This is a genomic window from Terrabacter sp. NPDC080008 (assembly GCF_040702505.1).
In the GTDB taxonomy this organism is placed as follows: domain Bacteria; phylum Actinomycetota; class Actinomycetes; order Actinomycetales; family Dermatophilaceae; genus Terrabacter.
Genome location: NZ_JBFBLC010000001.1, coordinates 492,493 through 505,642, shown reverse-complemented (window position 1 = coordinate 505,642; position 13,150 = coordinate 492,493). Strand labels below are relative to the sequence as shown.

The 13,150-nt window shown below is 72.7% G+C and carries 16 protein-coding genes and 1 riboswitch; of the genes, 10 read left to right on the top strand and 6 right to left on the bottom strand.

Going from position 1 to position 13,150, the window contains the following annotated elements; genetic code table 11:
* Positions 1 to 197: 197 nt before the first annotated feature.
* The 4 genes from AB0316_RS02380 (at position 198) to AB0316_RS02365 (ending at position 4,082) form a co-directional block, all read left to right on the top strand.
* Positions 198 to 875, top strand: coding sequence for an alpha/beta hydrolase (locus AB0316_RS02380; RefSeq protein ID WP_366270127.1), 678 nt, complete (start codon positions 198 to 200; stop codon positions 873 to 875).
* Between the two features lie 122 nt (positions 876 to 997).
* Positions 998 to 1,372: a DUF1801 domain-containing protein gene (locus AB0316_RS02375; protein ID WP_366270124.1), complete on the top strand. Its 375-nt coding sequence runs from the start codon at positions 998 to 1,000 to the stop codon at positions 1,370 to 1,372.
* Between the two features lie 275 nt (positions 1,373 to 1,647).
* Positions 1,648 to 1,839: riboswitch (cyclic di-AMP (ydaO/yuaA leader) on the top strand.
* 3 nt (positions 1,840 to 1,842) lie between these two features.
* The gene (locus tag AB0316_RS02370) at positions 1,843 to 2,736 is read left to right on the top strand and encodes a CHAP domain-containing protein (protein ID WP_366270123.1); all 894 of its coding nucleotides are present in this window, start codon (positions 1,843 to 1,845) and stop codon (positions 2,734 to 2,736) included.
* A 275-nt stretch (positions 2,737 to 3,011) separates the two neighbouring features.
* The gene (locus AB0316_RS02365; protein WP_366270122.1) at positions 3,012 to 4,082 is read left to right on the top strand and encodes an alkene reductase; all 1,071 of its coding nucleotides are present in this window, start codon (positions 3,012 to 3,014) and stop codon (positions 4,080 to 4,082) included.
* 113 nt (positions 4,083 to 4,195) lie between these two features.
* Here AB0316_RS02365 and AB0316_RS02360 read toward each other — a convergent pair whose 3' ends face one another.
* The 3 genes from AB0316_RS02360 to AB0316_RS02350 form a co-directional block, all read right to left on the bottom strand.
* The gene (locus AB0316_RS02360; protein ID WP_366270121.1) at positions 4,196 to 4,732 is read right to left on the bottom strand and encodes an N-acetyltransferase family protein; all 537 of its coding nucleotides are present in this window, start codon (positions 4,730 to 4,732) and stop codon (positions 4,196 to 4,198) included.
* A gap of 10 nt (positions 4,733 to 4,742) precedes the next feature.
* Entirely contained in the window at positions 4,743 to 5,624 is an 882-nt protein-coding gene (locus AB0316_RS02355) for a potassium channel family protein (protein WP_366270119.1), read from the bottom strand.
* A gap of 526 nt (positions 5,625 to 6,150) precedes the next feature.
* Positions 6,151 to 7,014 carry an alpha/beta hydrolase-fold protein gene (locus tag AB0316_RS02350; protein WP_366270117.1) on the bottom strand — a complete coding sequence of 288 codons (864 nt, stop codon included), beginning with the start codon at positions 7,012 to 7,014 and terminating at the stop codon, positions 6,151 to 6,153.
* 135 nt (positions 7,015 to 7,149) lie between these two features.
* Between AB0316_RS02350 and AB0316_RS02345 the strand changes: the two genes are divergently transcribed.
* Positions 7,150 to 7,464 carry a hypothetical protein gene (locus AB0316_RS02345; RefSeq protein WP_366270115.1) on the top strand — a complete coding sequence of 105 codons (315 nt, stop codon included), beginning with the start codon at positions 7,150 to 7,152 and terminating at the stop codon, positions 7,462 to 7,464.
* Between the two features lie 93 nt (positions 7,465 to 7,557).
* Positions 7,558 to 8,394 (top strand): membrane protein insertase YidC, encoded by an 837-nt coding sequence (gene yidC / locus AB0316_RS02340; protein ID WP_366270114.1) that lies wholly within the window; start codon positions 7,558 to 7,560, stop codon positions 8,392 to 8,394.
* 49 nt (positions 8,395 to 8,443) lie between these two features.
* Here yidC and AB0316_RS02335 read toward each other — a convergent pair whose 3' ends face one another.
* On the bottom strand, positions 8,444 to 9,322 hold the full coding sequence (locus AB0316_RS02335; RefSeq protein WP_366270113.1) for a CHAD domain-containing protein: 879 nt from the start codon (positions 9,320 to 9,322) through the stop codon (positions 8,444 to 8,446).
* A gap of 113 nt (positions 9,323 to 9,435) precedes the next feature.
* Here AB0316_RS02335 and AB0316_RS02330 point away from each other — a divergent pair, with 113 nt between their 5' ends.
* The gene (locus AB0316_RS02330) at positions 9,436 to 10,536 is read left to right on the top strand and encodes a crosslink repair DNA glycosylase YcaQ family protein (RefSeq protein WP_366270111.1); all 1,101 of its coding nucleotides are present in this window, start codon (positions 9,436 to 9,438) and stop codon (positions 10,534 to 10,536) included.
* Positions 10,537 to 10,557: 21 nt separating this feature from the next.
* Positions 10,558 to 11,142 carry a dihydrofolate reductase family protein gene (locus AB0316_RS02325; protein ID WP_366270109.1) on the top strand — a complete coding sequence of 195 codons (585 nt, stop codon included), beginning with the start codon at positions 10,558 to 10,560 and terminating at the stop codon, positions 11,140 to 11,142.
* Here AB0316_RS02325 and AB0316_RS02320 read toward each other — a convergent pair.
* On the bottom strand, positions 11,139 to 11,456 hold the full coding sequence (locus AB0316_RS02320; RefSeq protein WP_366270108.1) for a hypothetical protein: 318 nt from the start codon (positions 11,454 to 11,456) through the stop codon (positions 11,139 to 11,141). The genes AB0316_RS02325 and AB0316_RS02320 overlap by 4 nt on opposite strands.
* Positions 11,457 to 11,605: 149 nt before the next feature.
* Between AB0316_RS02320 and AB0316_RS02315 the strand changes: the two genes are divergently transcribed.
* The gene (locus AB0316_RS02315) at positions 11,606 to 11,860 is read left to right on the top strand and encodes a DUF4287 domain-containing protein (RefSeq protein ID WP_366270106.1); all 255 of its coding nucleotides are present in this window, start codon (positions 11,606 to 11,608) and stop codon (positions 11,858 to 11,860) included.
* A 108-nt stretch (positions 11,861 to 11,968) separates the two neighbouring features.
* Positions 11,969 to 12,250 carry a DUF427 domain-containing protein gene (locus AB0316_RS02310; protein ID WP_366270104.1) on the top strand — a complete coding sequence of 94 codons (282 nt, stop codon included), beginning with the start codon at positions 11,969 to 11,971 and terminating at the stop codon, positions 12,248 to 12,250.
* A gap of 114 nt (positions 12,251 to 12,364) precedes the next feature.
* Here the strand turns inward: AB0316_RS02310 and AB0316_RS02305 are convergent, their stop codons facing one another.
* Positions 12,365 to 13,126 (bottom strand): GNAT family N-acetyltransferase, encoded by a 762-nt coding sequence (locus AB0316_RS02305; protein ID WP_366270102.1) that lies wholly within the window; start codon positions 13,124 to 13,126, stop codon positions 12,365 to 12,367.
* Between the last annotated feature and the right edge of the window lie 24 nt (positions 13,127 to 13,150).

The following is a 13,150-nucleotide window of genomic DNA, read 5'->3' as shown; positions in this document are numbered from 1 at the left end:
CTGGCCGGCCAGGTCGCCCGACCAAGCCGACGACGCGGCCGCTCCGAACGACGCGCGTGACCACGCCGTCCGAGCGACCGACCGTGCCTCCGGCGAGACCTCTGACCGGGCATCCACGCACCCGAGCGGGCGTGCGGATCGGCAGCACACGGCATACGCCCTCGGTCCACGACCCTGCGAGAGAGACGGAGCACGAGGTGACGCACGCGCGCCTGATCGACACGGTGGCGCCCTCGGAGCCGCGCGGCATCGCCCTCGTGCTCCACGGCGGTGCGGCGCGTCGCGGCGCCGCCCGCGTCAGCCCGACCCAGCTGTCGGTGCTGCGGATGGTGCCGATCGCGGCCCGGATCGCCCGCGCCGTCCGGGGTGAGGCCGCCGTGCTGCGCCTGCTCAACTCGACCCGCGGCTGGGACGCGACCCACACCCCGGTCGACGACGTGCACTGGGCGCTCGGCCAGGTCGCCGAGCGGTTCGGCCCGGAGCTGCCGGTGACGCTCGTCGGGCACTCCCTCGGCGGGCGCGCCGCGCTGATCGCCGCGCGGGAGCACCCGGTGGTCAGCGCCGTCGCCCTCAACCCCTGGGTCTATCCGGACGAGGGGCGAGCCAACCTCTCAGGACGGCAGGTTCTCATCGTCCACGGCGACGAGGACCGGGTGGCTCGTCCGCGCAACGCCGCCGCCGTGGCCCGCGACCTGGCGCGCACCGCCGACCGGGTCGGCTACGTCACCGTCACCGGCGGCAAGCACGCGATGCTGCGGCGCCATGAGGTGTTCGACGGGCTGGCCGCCGACTTCACCGCTGCGACTCTGCTCGGGCGCGAGGTGGACGGTCCCGTGGGCCGGGTCCTCGCCGGTGAGGAGTGGCTCGAGGTCTGAGCGAGGACGGGCCGCCGCGGGTGTCCGGAATGGACCACTTTCCTTTTGCAGACGCCCGTTTCGCACAATACAGTCGGTTCATCCCCTCCATGACCGGTCCGACACCGAAGTGAGGACCAGGATTGGCCCCCAGGTTTGCGTCAGTCGACGACTACATCGCGTCCTACCCCGAAGACACGCGGACGCAGCTCGCCGGGGTGAGGAAGGCGATCAAGAAGGTGGCCCCGCACGCGGCCGAGAAGATCAGCTACGGCATGGCGACCTTCACCGTCGACGGCAAGCCGCTCGTCTACTACGCCGGCTGGAAGAACCACGTCGGGCTCTACCCCGTGCCCACCGGTAGCCCGGAGTTCGAGGAGGCCATCGCCCCCTACCGCCGGGCCAAGGACACCGTCCGCTTCCCGGTCAGCCGGCCGGTGCCGCTCGAGCTGATCGGCGAGATCACCCGGCTCTGCCTCGCCCGCCGTGCCGCCGTGTCGGAGAGCTCCGACAGCTGACCCGTCGGCCACCCCAAGACGGTGGTGCTCGGTCGCCGAGCAGCCACAGGCGCTACCCCGGGCGGCCACAGCCGGACCACAGGCTTGATGTGATCTGCCTCTCACGATCTGCCCGGTCAGGGCTGATTCCGGCCGGAAATCTGGACATAGGGTGACGCAACGGACGCCATGCCGTTACCTCGGCGTGACTTTTGCTGATCGACTCCTCTACTCTTCGGGAGTCCGTCCATCAGGTCGGGCTCTCGCGTGGTGGACCGCCTAGTCCTGTCACCACCTGGCGAGAAGAACCAAACCCTTGTGACAGGAGCGGAGGAACCACACGTTTCTCCGGGCGTCCGGCGCAACGACTCCGGACGTCCTTGGGGTTAAGCCTCAGCCCCGCCGACGAAGTCTCGTCAGCTGGGTCGGAGGCCGGGCACCTTTCCGCCCGAACCCGACAGCTAACTTCGTAGGCGCGGAGAGGCACAGCCGTGATCAACGACACCACCCGTGGGCGCCACCGCGCGCCCGGACGCCACAACCCCCTGAGCGAGCTCAAGCTCCTCGCTCGCGAGTCGGCCCAGCCGGCCCTGAAGGCAGGCGCCCTCGTGGCCGCCACCGGCGGTCTCGTCGCCGGGTTCGCCAACCCGGCGAGCGCCGACACCCTGTCCGCCGCCAAGTCGGCCGGCGTCAACGCCGCCGCCCCCGAGGCGGCTCCCGCCGCGGTGGGCCCGGCCACGACCGCCGCACCCGCGCCGTCGACGGCCCTGTCCAAGATCGGCTTCGCGCCCGCCACGCAGCAGACCGCTGCCCAGCGCGTGGAGAAGACCAAGCCCGAGGTCATCGAGGACGAGCAGGTCAAGGCCGAGCGTGCCGACGCCGCTGCGAAGGCTGCGGCAGCCAAGGCCGCTGCCGACCGTCAGGCCGCCACGCAGCGCGCCTCGCGCGACCTGACCCGCCGCACCCTGACCAACAGCACCTCGTCCGTCAAGGTGAGCGCCAACGCGTCCGCGCCCAGCGCCTCGTCGGGCATGCGGGCCTCCTCCAACTGGGCCACCGCCGGCCAGTGCACGTGGGGCGCCCTCAACAAGTGGTACCAGTCCGAGGGCTACTACCCCGGTGGCTGGACCGGCAACGCGATGGCCTGGGCCTCCGGCGCACGGTCCGCGGGCTACACCGTGAGCAGCACCCCGCGTACGCGATCGATCATCGTCATGCAGCCCGGTGTCGCCGGCTCCTCGAGCGTCGGCCACGTCGGCTGGGTCACCGCCGTCAACGGCAACAAGGTGACCATCATCGAGATGAACGCCACCGCGGGTCCGTACAACTACGACACCCGCACGGTGACGCTGAGCGGCGGCATGTCGTTCATCTACGCTCCGTGAGCGCAGCAGGTTCCGCGCACTGACGCGACTGTGGGAAGGGGAGGACGCCTCGGGCGTCCTCCCCTTCTGCGTCCCCATCCACGGCCTCACAACGAGCGTTCCCTCCTTGCGTGCCAGCCGAGCGCAGCCTGCGAGGTAGCCCACAACCGGGGGCAATCGGGAATGATCGGTCGGCTCTGCTCCTTGACGCCTAGGTAGTTGAAGGCTCCACCGCCTCCCCCGGCGGTGCCCGCCTCGACAGATCCGACCGTCCCCCACACGTGAGGAGCAGGCCCGTGAGCACTGCCTTCGAGAGCATCCGCATCGGCCGCTGGGACCTCCCCCAGCGCTTCGTCATGGCACCCCTGACGCGCAACCGCGCCGGCGAGGGCCAGGCGCCGACCGAGCTCAACGCCGAGTACTACGGCCAGCGCGCGAGCGCCGGCCTCATCATCACCGAGGGCACCCAGCCGAGCGCCGTCGGCCAGGGCTACCTCGACACCCCCGGCATGCACTCCGACGAGCAGGTCGCCGGCTGGCGCCTCGTCGCCGACCGCGTGCACCAGGGCGGCGGCCACATCGTCGTCCAGCTCATGCACGCCGGCCGCATCGCCCACCCCGACAACAAGGGTGGCCTCGAGAGCGTCGCCCCCAGCGCCATCGCCGCCCCCGGCGAGATCGTCACCGCCAAGGGCCAGCAGCCGTATGTCGTCCCGCGCGCCCTCGAGACCGAGGAGATCCCCGGGCTCGTGGCCGAGTTCGTCCACGCGGCGCGCCAGGCGATCGCCGCGGGTCTCGACGGGGTCGAGGTCCACGCCGCCAACGGCTACCTGCCGCACCAGTTCCTCGCGCCGAGCAGCAACCAGCGCACCGACGAGTACGGCGGCTCCCCCGAGAACCGCGCCCGCCTGACGATCGAGATCACCAAGGCCGTGGCCGAGGCCATCGGCGCCGACCGCGTCGGCATCCGCATCTCGCCCGCGCACAACATCCAGGGCGTTCTCGAGGAGGACGAGGCCGAGACCGCCGCGACCTACGAGGCGCTCGTCGAGGGCATCGCGCCGCTCGGCCTGGCCTACCTCAGCATCCTCGGCGACCCGGAGTCCGACCTCGTGCGCAACCTGCGCAAGCGCTTCGAGGGCCCGGTCATCCTCAACACCGGCTTCAGCTCGGTGACGCAGCTGGCCGACGTCGAGGACCTCCTCGAGCGCGACCTCGCCGACCTCGTCGCCGTCGGCCGCGAGTTCCTCGCCAACCCCGACCTCGTGCGCCGCTGGCGCGAGGGCGCCCCGCTCAACGAGCCGAACGCCGACACCTTCTACGGCGGCGGCGCCGAGGGCTACACGGACTACCCCGCCCTGCCCTGACCCCCCGTAGGGCTTGTCGCAAAGTGCCCACTCGACGTGCTCCCACGTCGGGTGGGCACTTTCCTACGTCGAGTGGGCACTTTGCGACGTCGAGGGACCGCTCGCGTATGCCGTCAGCTGGGCTCGGGCGGATCGCCGGGCCCCGCGAACGGCTCGCCCAAGGCCCTCTGCACCCACGTGACATCGCGGGGGGCGCCGAACTTCCAGCCGATCCCGCGGTAGGTGCCCACCGGCTCGAACCCCATCGCCGCGTGCAGCCGGCCGCTCGCCTCGTTGGGCTGGGTCATCCCGGCGGCGGCCATCCGGTAGCCGCGGGCGGTCAGGCGCTCGAGCAACGCGGCATACAGTGCGCGGCCACCGCCCCGAGCGTGCCGGTGCGGCGAGAGGTAGACCGACACCTCGCACGACCAGCGGTAGGCGGCGCGCTCCTTGAACGGGCCGGCATACGCGTACCCGACGACCTCGCCCTCATCCTCGAGCACGAGGAACGCGTGGCGCGCCTGGGCCTTGGCGATCCGGCGCGCCATCTCCGCGGCGTCCGGGGGCTCGGTCTCGAAGGTGACGGTCGTGTCGGTGACGTAGGGCGCGTAGATCGCTGCGCACGCGTCCGCGTCGGCAGGAGTGGCGTCGCGCACGAGCCGGTGGGGCATGCCGGAGATGCTAGGGGTTGTCGTCCTCGCCGTTGCGAGCGCCACGACGGGCCGGGCTCGCGGCGAAGCGGGACACGATGAAGGCCACGAACGTGACGAGGAAGACCTGTCCGATGACGGCCTCGCTCGTCGCCGCGAGCCGGGCGACGTTGGTGACGGCCACGAAGTCGCCGTAGCCGACTGTCGAGATGGTCACGAGGCTGAAGTAGGTGTAGACGGTCGTCGACACGGCCTGGCCGAAGAAGGGCTGCGGCGACAGCGCGTCGATCGTCTGGAAGAGCGTGGCGTAGGTGACCGCGATCTGCAGGTAGGCCGCGACGGCCCCGAGCACGGTCTGCACGCCGACGACCCGGTGCTGCAGCACCCGCCGGCCGATGACGACCGGCAGGATGAGCTCGGCGACCAGCCAGATCCCCTCGGCCTGCACGGTGTTCCCCGGCGCCTGGCCACCTCGGCTGGAGGCGACGACGAGCACGAGGTTGCCGACCACCGTCACGAGCACGAGCAGGTCGAAGGCGCGGCAGGCCCGCGGCGGGACGGCGGAGGCACGCGTGGCGACGATGAGCGCGAGTCCGGTCACCGAGTGGGTGACGAACGACCCCCAGACCGAGCCGCTCGTGTCGACGAGGGACTGGATCGCGATGACGGCCAGGACGAGCAGCAGCACGAGGTCGAACCGGTCGAGCAGCCGGCGACCGGCCACGGCGGGAGGGGTGGGCGCCTGGGACTCGCGAGCCGCCCGCCGCATCCGCCGCGCGTCTGCAGCGGACGCGTCGGCCGCGGACGTGTCGGCGGCGGACGTGTCGGCGGTGGACGTGTCGGCGGCGGGTGCGTCGGCGGCGGGCGCGTCGGCAGCAGGACCGGCCGGCCGCTCCGAGTCGGCTGCCTCCATCCCTGCCTCCCTTCCGGCCCGGGCCGGCGGCCGCGGGCCGCGGAGACGCCCTGAGACCGAGGATAGGTGGGCGGCCGGGCTCGCGGGCCCGTCTTGTCAGAGCCCGCGGCGACCGAGGTCGTATGCGTGGTCGACCGCGTGCGCGACCGTCTCCTCGGCGGTCAGCGCCGCGGTGTCGAACCACCAGCCGAGCTCCCCGAACCCGTCGCGCATCGACGCGGTGAGCGCCTCGTGCCCGTCGAAGAAGACGGGGTGAACCCGGCTGCCACGAGGTTGCGGGCCAGCAAGACGAGGTTGTCGTTGCACAGGCGCGTCTGCCGGGCGGCCTCCTCGGCTGGTTCACCGAGCGCCCAGACGTGCCCGCTGACCACGAGCCGGCTGACGAAGTCACCGCGCAGCAGGGCCGAGCGGGTCAGGCTCTCGGCAGCCAGGCGCGACACCGTCGACTTGCCGGCCCCGGGCGCACCCGTCACGAGCAGGCACGCGCCGCCGCCGTCGAGCCGAGACGCAGCCCCGCGCTCGGACATCACGCCTGCTCCGAGGAGTCGCGCCACACCCAGCGCAGGGCGTCGGGCAGCAGCACACCACCGTGGTTGGCACTGTGGCCGCCGTCCCCGAGGACGATCCGGACGGCATACCCGGCCTCGGCGAGCGCCGCAGCGGTGCGCAGGTTCTCGGCCAGCCAGTTCGACTCCGGCTGGTTCCAGTTCAGGTCGCGGTGCCCGACCTGCAGGAAGACGCGCAACGGCATGGGCGCCGCCGTCGGCAGGAGCGCGGGGTAGGGGTTGCCGCCCGGCATCTGCGCGAAGCTCGACAGGAACGCGACGACCCGGCGGAACCGGTCCGGCCGTAGCCAGGCAGCGGTGAAAGCGGCGTTGCCGCCGCTGCTGCCGCCGCAGACGCCCCACCGGTCCGGGTCGTCGCTGATGGCCCAGCGCTGCCCGACGAGCGGCATCACCTCCTCGAGCAGGAACGTGACGTAGCGGTCGTCGAAGGCGTCGTACTCGGCGTTGCGGTTCTTCCGCTCGTCCGGGTCGGCGCGGCCCTCGAACACGCCGGGGTCGACGAAGACGCCAATCGTCACCGGGAGGTCTTCGCGGTGGACGAGGTTGTCGAGGACGATGCCGCCGCGCACCTCGCCGTCCGGGTTGAGGTACCACCAGCCGTCGTTGAAGACCATGACCGAGGCCGGCTCGCCCGGCACGTACGCCGCCGGCACGTGGACCCACACCGTGCGGGACGTCCCCGGGTAGGTGGCGCTGTCGTCGAGCCGCAGCTCGACCGTCTCGCCCAAGGGAACGTCGTCGTGCCTCGCGGAGTCGGGGCCGTGCTCGTAGACGACGTCCGACTGGTCGATCGGCAACGGCACGTACGGCACGCGGGTGGGCATGCCGGGCAACCTACGGACCGCCGCGCTCCACGGGCAACGGGATATGCCGACGCCGTGACGTACGCTCGATCCGAGGCCCGACTCGGGCTGCACCGCCGGGGCCGTCGCCTCGAGCCAGCCGGAGAGGAGACACGGATGAGCGACCTGCGCGCCCGTGTCGCCTCGACCCGCGAGTCCCTCTGGGTGCTCACCGCCGGCCTCGCCGCCACGGTCGTCGTGCTCCTCGGCTCGCTCACCGGAGCAGGTCCCGGGCAGCTGCTCGTGACGGCCGCCGCTGTCGGCCTCGTCACGGCGGTGCTCGCCACGACCGGCCGGCAGGTGCTGCGGCCGGTGCCGGTGCGAGCCAGCACGTCAGGGGTGCCGGGCGCCGTCCCGGCCTCGACGGCGTACTGGTGCGCCCTCGAGGTCCCGAGCTGCCCCCAGCGTCCACGAGCGCCGGGTCGGCACTGACCCCGGCCGCCGCACCCGCGGCGTCCGGGCTCTGACCCGACCCATCCTTGGCCCGCCGCCGACCGAGCGCGGGCCCGCTCGAGGAGCTTCGTCATGCCCGACCTGTCCACCGTCCTGTCCCCCGTCACCCACATCGTCGCCGCGGTCCTCGCGGCCACCCACGACCTCGCCGCCCGGCTCGGCCTGGGCCCCGGGTCCGCCGGCGCCTGGCTGCTCGCCGTCGCGCTGCTCGTCGTGGCGGTGCGGACCGCGCTCCTGCCCCTCACCATCCACGGAGTGCGCGCCGCCCACGCCCGCGCCCACGCCGCACCCCAGCTGCGCGAGCTGCGCAAGCGATATACCGGCAGCCGCGACCTCGAGCAGCTGACCGCGATGCGCGCCGAGCAGAAGGCGATCCACGCCGAGCACGGCGTCTCCGGCTGGAGCCTCGCGCCGATGCTGCTGCAGCTGCCGCTCTTCTACGCGCTCTACCGGGTCGTCTCTGACCTCGCCGCCGGCCACTCGATCGGCGCGCTCGACGCCACCCTCGTCGCGTCCGCCTCCGCAGCGTCCTTCGCCGGCCTGCACCTGACCAGCCACCTCGGGACGGCGCTCGCCGCCGGCGGCCCCGGCGGGTTCCTGCTGGTCGCGCTGGCGCTCGGCGCCGCGGCGTTGAGCCTGCTGACGCAGCGCTGGTTCGTGCTTCCGATGACCGACCTGCACGATGTTCCCGAGGCCATGGCGTCGGCCCAGCGCCTGCTGCCGTGGCTCGGCGCGGTCGGCCTGCTCGTGGCGGCGGCCGTGGTGCCCGCGGCCCTGGTCGTCTACTGGTTCCTCAACAACGCCTGGACGTTCGCGCAGCAGGGTCTCGTCTCGCGCTTCGCCCCGACGCCGGGCTCGCCGGCCGCGGCACGACGCGACCACGCCGCGCTGGAAGGGGTCGCCGGCTGAGGAGCGATGACACGGCATACGGCGTATGCCGTGTCGCCCGGTCGAGCGGTCAGAGCTCGCGCAGCAGCCGCTGGAGCGCGTCGACCTCGTTCCAGGACTGCTCCTCGAGGGTGGCCAGTGCCCGCTGCTCGTCGGCGTCGAGGTGACCGAGGAGGAAGGCCGCGCCCTCGCCGACGGCCTCGTCGAGAGCCAGGTGGCGCAGGGTGGCCCGCGTCATCACGGCGTCGTGGTGCCGCCCGATGCGCGCCTGCACCGCCTTGGCCTGCTTGCGGATGGCGCGCACCTGTTTGCCGGCGACAGGCTCGGCGGTCTCGGCGGCGTAGCGCAGGCGCTTGACTGCGCCGCGCACCTCGTGGAGCCGCTGGGCCAGCTCATGAGGCCCGGCGGCCCTGGCCGCGTCCACCCGCTCGGCGAAGCGGCGGCCCTCGTGTCGCACGCGCTCGCGGGCCGTCGAGCGGGCCCCGCGCTGCGCCTCGTCGGTCAGCGGCGGGTGCGAGACGAGCTCGTCGACGAGGATGACGACGGCGGCCCAGCGGGTCGAGCCCAGCGTCTCGGCCACGTCGTCGGTCGTCCCGCTCGCGTCGAGGCGCAGCCGGGCGCGCAGCCCGGCCACCGCCTCGGCGTCGAGGCCGTCCAGCTGCGCCTCCTGCAACAGCGCCTCGACGGTCTCGACGGCGACGGCCGCGTCGCGGGACTGCCCGAGCTCGCGCGAGGCCTGCTCCAGCTCGGTGCGCACCGGCTCGGTGACCGACGGGTCGAAGGCGGGCCGGTAGGTCGCCAGCAGCGCCCGCAGCCGCCGCATCGCCACGCGTAGGTCGTGCACGCCGGACTCGTCACCCGCACGGGCGGCGGCCTCGGCGTCCCGCAGGGCGTCGCGCTGCTCCGCCAGGCGCTGGCGCACAAGGGTCCCCACGGACGCGGACGGCATACCCCTTAGTACCCCTTTGCGCGGCGGCGCGTCCCGGCTTCACCCGGATCTCGTCGCGGATCGCCGTGCGCGGCCCACCCACCCTGTCGGTGCTGCTGGCTAGGGTCGAGCCCATGTCGGTCCACCAGCTCACCGTCGAGCAGGCGCGGCGCATCGCCGTGCACGCCCAGCTGCTCGACCGGCCGCGCCCGACCGACCTCGTCGCCACCGTCGAGCGGCTGACCTTCCTGCAGATCGACCCCACGGCGGCCATCGCCCCGAGCGCCGACCTCGTGCTGTGGAGCCGGATCGGCCGCTCCTACGACCCGGCCCAGCTGACCCGGGCGCTCGAGCACGACCGGACGCTCGTCGAGACCGTCGCCTACATCCGGCCCCCCGGCGACGTCCCGGCCGTCATCGCCGAGGCCCGCGACACCGACCCCTATCCGTTCATGGCGCAGTGGCTCGCCGACAACGACTCGTTCCGCCGCGACATCATCGCCAAGCTCGAGGCCGACGGTCCGCTGCTCTCGCGTGACATCCCCGACACGAGCGTCGTGCCGTGGCCCTCGAGCGGCTGGACCAACAACCGCAACCTCACCAAGATGCTCGAGGCCCTGGCCCTGCGCGGGCAGGTCGCCATCGCCGGACGCAAGGGCCGCCAGCGCTACTTCGACCTGCCCGAGCGCGTCTACCCGCCCGGTCTGCCCACGCTCACGCTCCAGGAGGCGGTCCGTCACCGCAACGAGCGGCGCCTGGCCGCCCTCGGCATCGCCCGCCCCACCGGCACGGTCATGCCCGGCGAGCACTCGTACGCCGCCGACGCCGGTGAGCCCGCCGAGGTCGAGGGGCTGCCGGGGACGTGGCGGGTCGACCCGGCATACCTCGACGTCCCGGACCGCTTCGAGGGGCGCACGGCGCTGCTGTCGCCCTTCGACCGGCTCATCCACGACCGGGTCCGCGCCGAGCAACTCTTCGGCTTCGAGTACATCCTCGAGATGTACAAGCCGAGGGAGAAGCGCCGTTGGGGCTACTTCGCGCTGCCGATCCTGCACCACGACCGGCTCGTCGGGAAGCTCGACGCCCAGGCCGACCGCAAGGCCGGCACGCTCGCGGTCAACGCGATCCACGAGGACGTGCCCTTCACCGAGCGCGTACGCGCCGACGTCCACCGCGAGATCGCCGACCTTGCCGACTGGCTGGGTCTCACCCTCAGCGGCCCCGCCGCCCCCTGACCCCCGAAGACAGGAAGCCCCGTGCGCAAGATCGTCGTCTACGCCATCACCTCGCTCGACGGCGCCGTCGACGACCCCACCCGGGCGTTCCCGCCGGACACCGATCCCGACAAGCCGCAGCCACCGACCTTCGACGACGGCCTCATCGAGCAGGAGGCGCGGCTGATCGCTGCGCAGGACGCCGTGCTCCTCGGCCGGCACATGTACGACCAGTGGTCGCGCTACTGGCCCACGTCCGACGAGCAGCCGTTCGCCGACTTCATCAACGGCGTCAAGAAGTACGTCGTCACCTCGACTCCGCTCACGACCGAGTGGGGCGACAGCGAGGCCGTGTCGGGTCCGCTCGCCGACGTCGTCAGCCGCCTCAAGGCGCTGCCGGGCGGCGACATCGGCGTGCACGGCAGCATCCAGCTGGCCCAGTCGCTGCTCGCCGAAGGGCTGGTCGACGAGCTGCACCTGGCCGTCGCGCCGGTGCTCGACCCGGAGGGACGACGCCTCTTCGACGGCCTGCCCGGCCTGCAGCGTCTGGCGCTGCAGAGCGCGACGCCGACGCCCAGCGGGGCGCTCTGGCTGGTCTACCGGCCGGTCCGAGGCGAGTCGGCCTAGCCGCTCGACCGTCGCCGGCCGAGCGTCCCGTCGACCCTGTAGCCGCGCAGGGCCCGCTTCGACTGCACCGACATGACCGACGCGTCGCTCTGGTGCGAGAGCACCGAGAGCCGCGACATGCTCGACAGCAGCGACAGCGCGCTCATCGACGAGCCGACGGAGAAGAACGAGGCGAAGGAGCCCACCCCACCGATCGAGAGCACCGAGCCGACGCTCCCGATGGACAGCACCGACCCGGTCGAGCCGATCGACAGGAACGAGTCGCGCGAGGCGATCGACCACCGCCCCGACGATGAGCTCGACCCCGCTGCCATGCCCCCAGCCTAGGCAGCACCGCCCGGGTGCAGCAGCACCTTGGTGTATCCGACGACACGCTCGTCGAACTTCCAGGGCGTATGCCGTGTCGAGACGCGGAGCGGCCGATCGACGTACGAGCATGACGAGGTCTACCGAAGGAGCACCAGTGAGCGAGCACGTGAGCCGGCAGGCCGGCACCGCGCCGGCCCCCAAGGGTCCGGCCTCCTACTTCCCGTCCATCGAGAAGACCTACGGTCAGCCGGTCGAGCACTGGATCGGGCTGGTTCGGGCGCGCCACGCCGGCGGCACCGTCAAGCACGGCGAGCTCGTCGCGTGGCTGAAGGCCGAGCACCGGCTCGGCCACGGGCACGCCAACGCCGTCGTCGCACACACTCTCGGGCTGGTCCGCTCGGCCCACTGAGGACCTGCCCGGCCGGCATCGGTTGTCGAGGGTTCGGAAGGAATCCGGGCCCTGCGCCGTTTTCTCCTCAGACGCCCCATCCCGGGGGCCGGACGAAGGAGTTCGAGCGTGCGCGCGATCTGGAACGGCAAGGTCATCGCCGAGAGTGACGACACCGTGGTCGTCGAGGGCAACCACTACTTCCCCCGAGACTCTGTCGACGACGCCGTGCTCGTCGACAGCGAGACGCACACGACCTGCCCCTGGAAGGGCCAGGCGTCGTACTACTCCCTGACCGTCGACGGCGAGACCAACCGGGACGCCGCCTGGTACTACCCGACCCCGAAGCGGGCAGCCGCCCAGATCCAGGACCGGGTCGCCTTCTGGCACGGAGTGACGGTCACCGACTGACCCGAGCCGGAGGGCGCCGGAGACATGTCGGGCTCCGTCGGTGAACCGGAAAGTGACTCACTGACGCAGGCCACCGGCCGGCGACCATGCGATCGGCGCCCCGCTCTCGGCACGTCAGTCGTCGAGCTCGAGGATGCAAGCGGTGGCGATGTCGACGAAGCCGACGCGGCGGTAGATGTCGGCCGCCGCGTCCGAGCCGGCCGACAGGAAGAGCAGGTCGACGCCCCGTTCTCGACAGGTCGCCACGAGGGTCCTGGTGATGGCCGTGCCGTGCCCACGCCCGCGGTGTCGCGGCGGCACCGCGATGCCCATCAGCTCGGCCACGTCGCCCCGGGGCGCGGCCGAACCGGCCCCGCAGAGCCGGTCGTCTTCGAACGAGGCGACGACGACGAGCTTGCCGTCCTCCATCAGCTCGGGCTGCCGGCCCGGCTCCTTGGGCGAGACCTCGTCGCGCCCGGCGAAGCCGGCGGACACCGAGCCGAGCGCCAGCGACAGGTGCGGCTCCGCAGGTTGAAGGGCCCGCGCCCGCGGGTCCGCCGACACCGGCACGTCCGACGACAGGGCGAGCAGCGGGTAGCAGCGCGGCTCGAGTCCGGCCCCTCGGACCGCGGGCAGCAGCGACGGCGTCACCTCGTCGACCCACTCGATCGCCCGCGGGACCCCGAGCGTGCGCTGGCGCTCGAGCACACGGCATACGTCCTCCTGGGTGAACCGCGCCGTCCCACCGAGCCGCGGGCGCGCGTAGAACCGCCAGCCCGTGCCCTCCTCGGCGACGAAGAGGGTGAAGGGACCGACCTCCTCGGCGCTCGCGACGGCGCGCGGCACGCAGTCGTAGTAGGCCTCGATGCGCTCCAGCCGCGCGTCAGGTGCTCGCATGGCGCCACCATGACAGCCAGCGGT

Excerpts from the sequence above, each read along its gene's own strand:
- AB0316_RS02360 (WP_366270121.1), bottom strand. The coding sequence starts at position 4,732 with ATGCCCCACCGGCTCGTGCGCGACGCCACTCCTGCCGACGCGGACGCG.
- AB0316_RS02355 (WP_366270119.1), bottom strand. The coding sequence starts at position 5,624 with ATGGAGGCAGCCGACTCGGAGCGGCCGGCCGGTCCTGCTGCCGACGCG.
- AB0316_RS02350 (WP_366270117.1), bottom strand. The coding sequence starts at position 7,014 with ATGCCCACCCGCGTGCCGTACGTGCCGTTGCCGATCGACCAGTCGGAC.
- AB0316_RS02345 (WP_366270115.1), top strand. The coding sequence starts at position 7,150 with ATGAGCGACCTGCGCGCCCGTGTCGCCTCGACCCGCGAGTCCCTCTGG.
- yidC (WP_366270114.1), top strand. The coding sequence starts at position 7,558 with ATGCCCGACCTGTCCACCGTCCTGTCCCCCGTCACCCACATCGTCGCC.
- AB0316_RS02335 (WP_366270113.1), bottom strand. The coding sequence starts at position 9,322 with ATGCCGTCCGCGTCCGTGGGGACCCTTGTGCGCCAGCGCCTGGCGGAG.
- AB0316_RS02330 (WP_366270111.1), top strand. The coding sequence starts at position 9,436 with ATGTCGGTCCACCAGCTCACCGTCGAGCAGGCGCGGCGCATCGCCGTG.
- AB0316_RS02320 (WP_366270108.1), bottom strand. The coding sequence starts at position 11,456 with ATGGCAGCGGGGTCGAGCTCATCGTCGGGGCGGTGGTCGATCGCCTCG.
- AB0316_RS02305 (WP_366270102.1), bottom strand. The coding sequence starts at position 13,126 with ATGCGAGCACCTGACGCGCGGCTGGAGCGCATCGAGGCCTACTACGAC.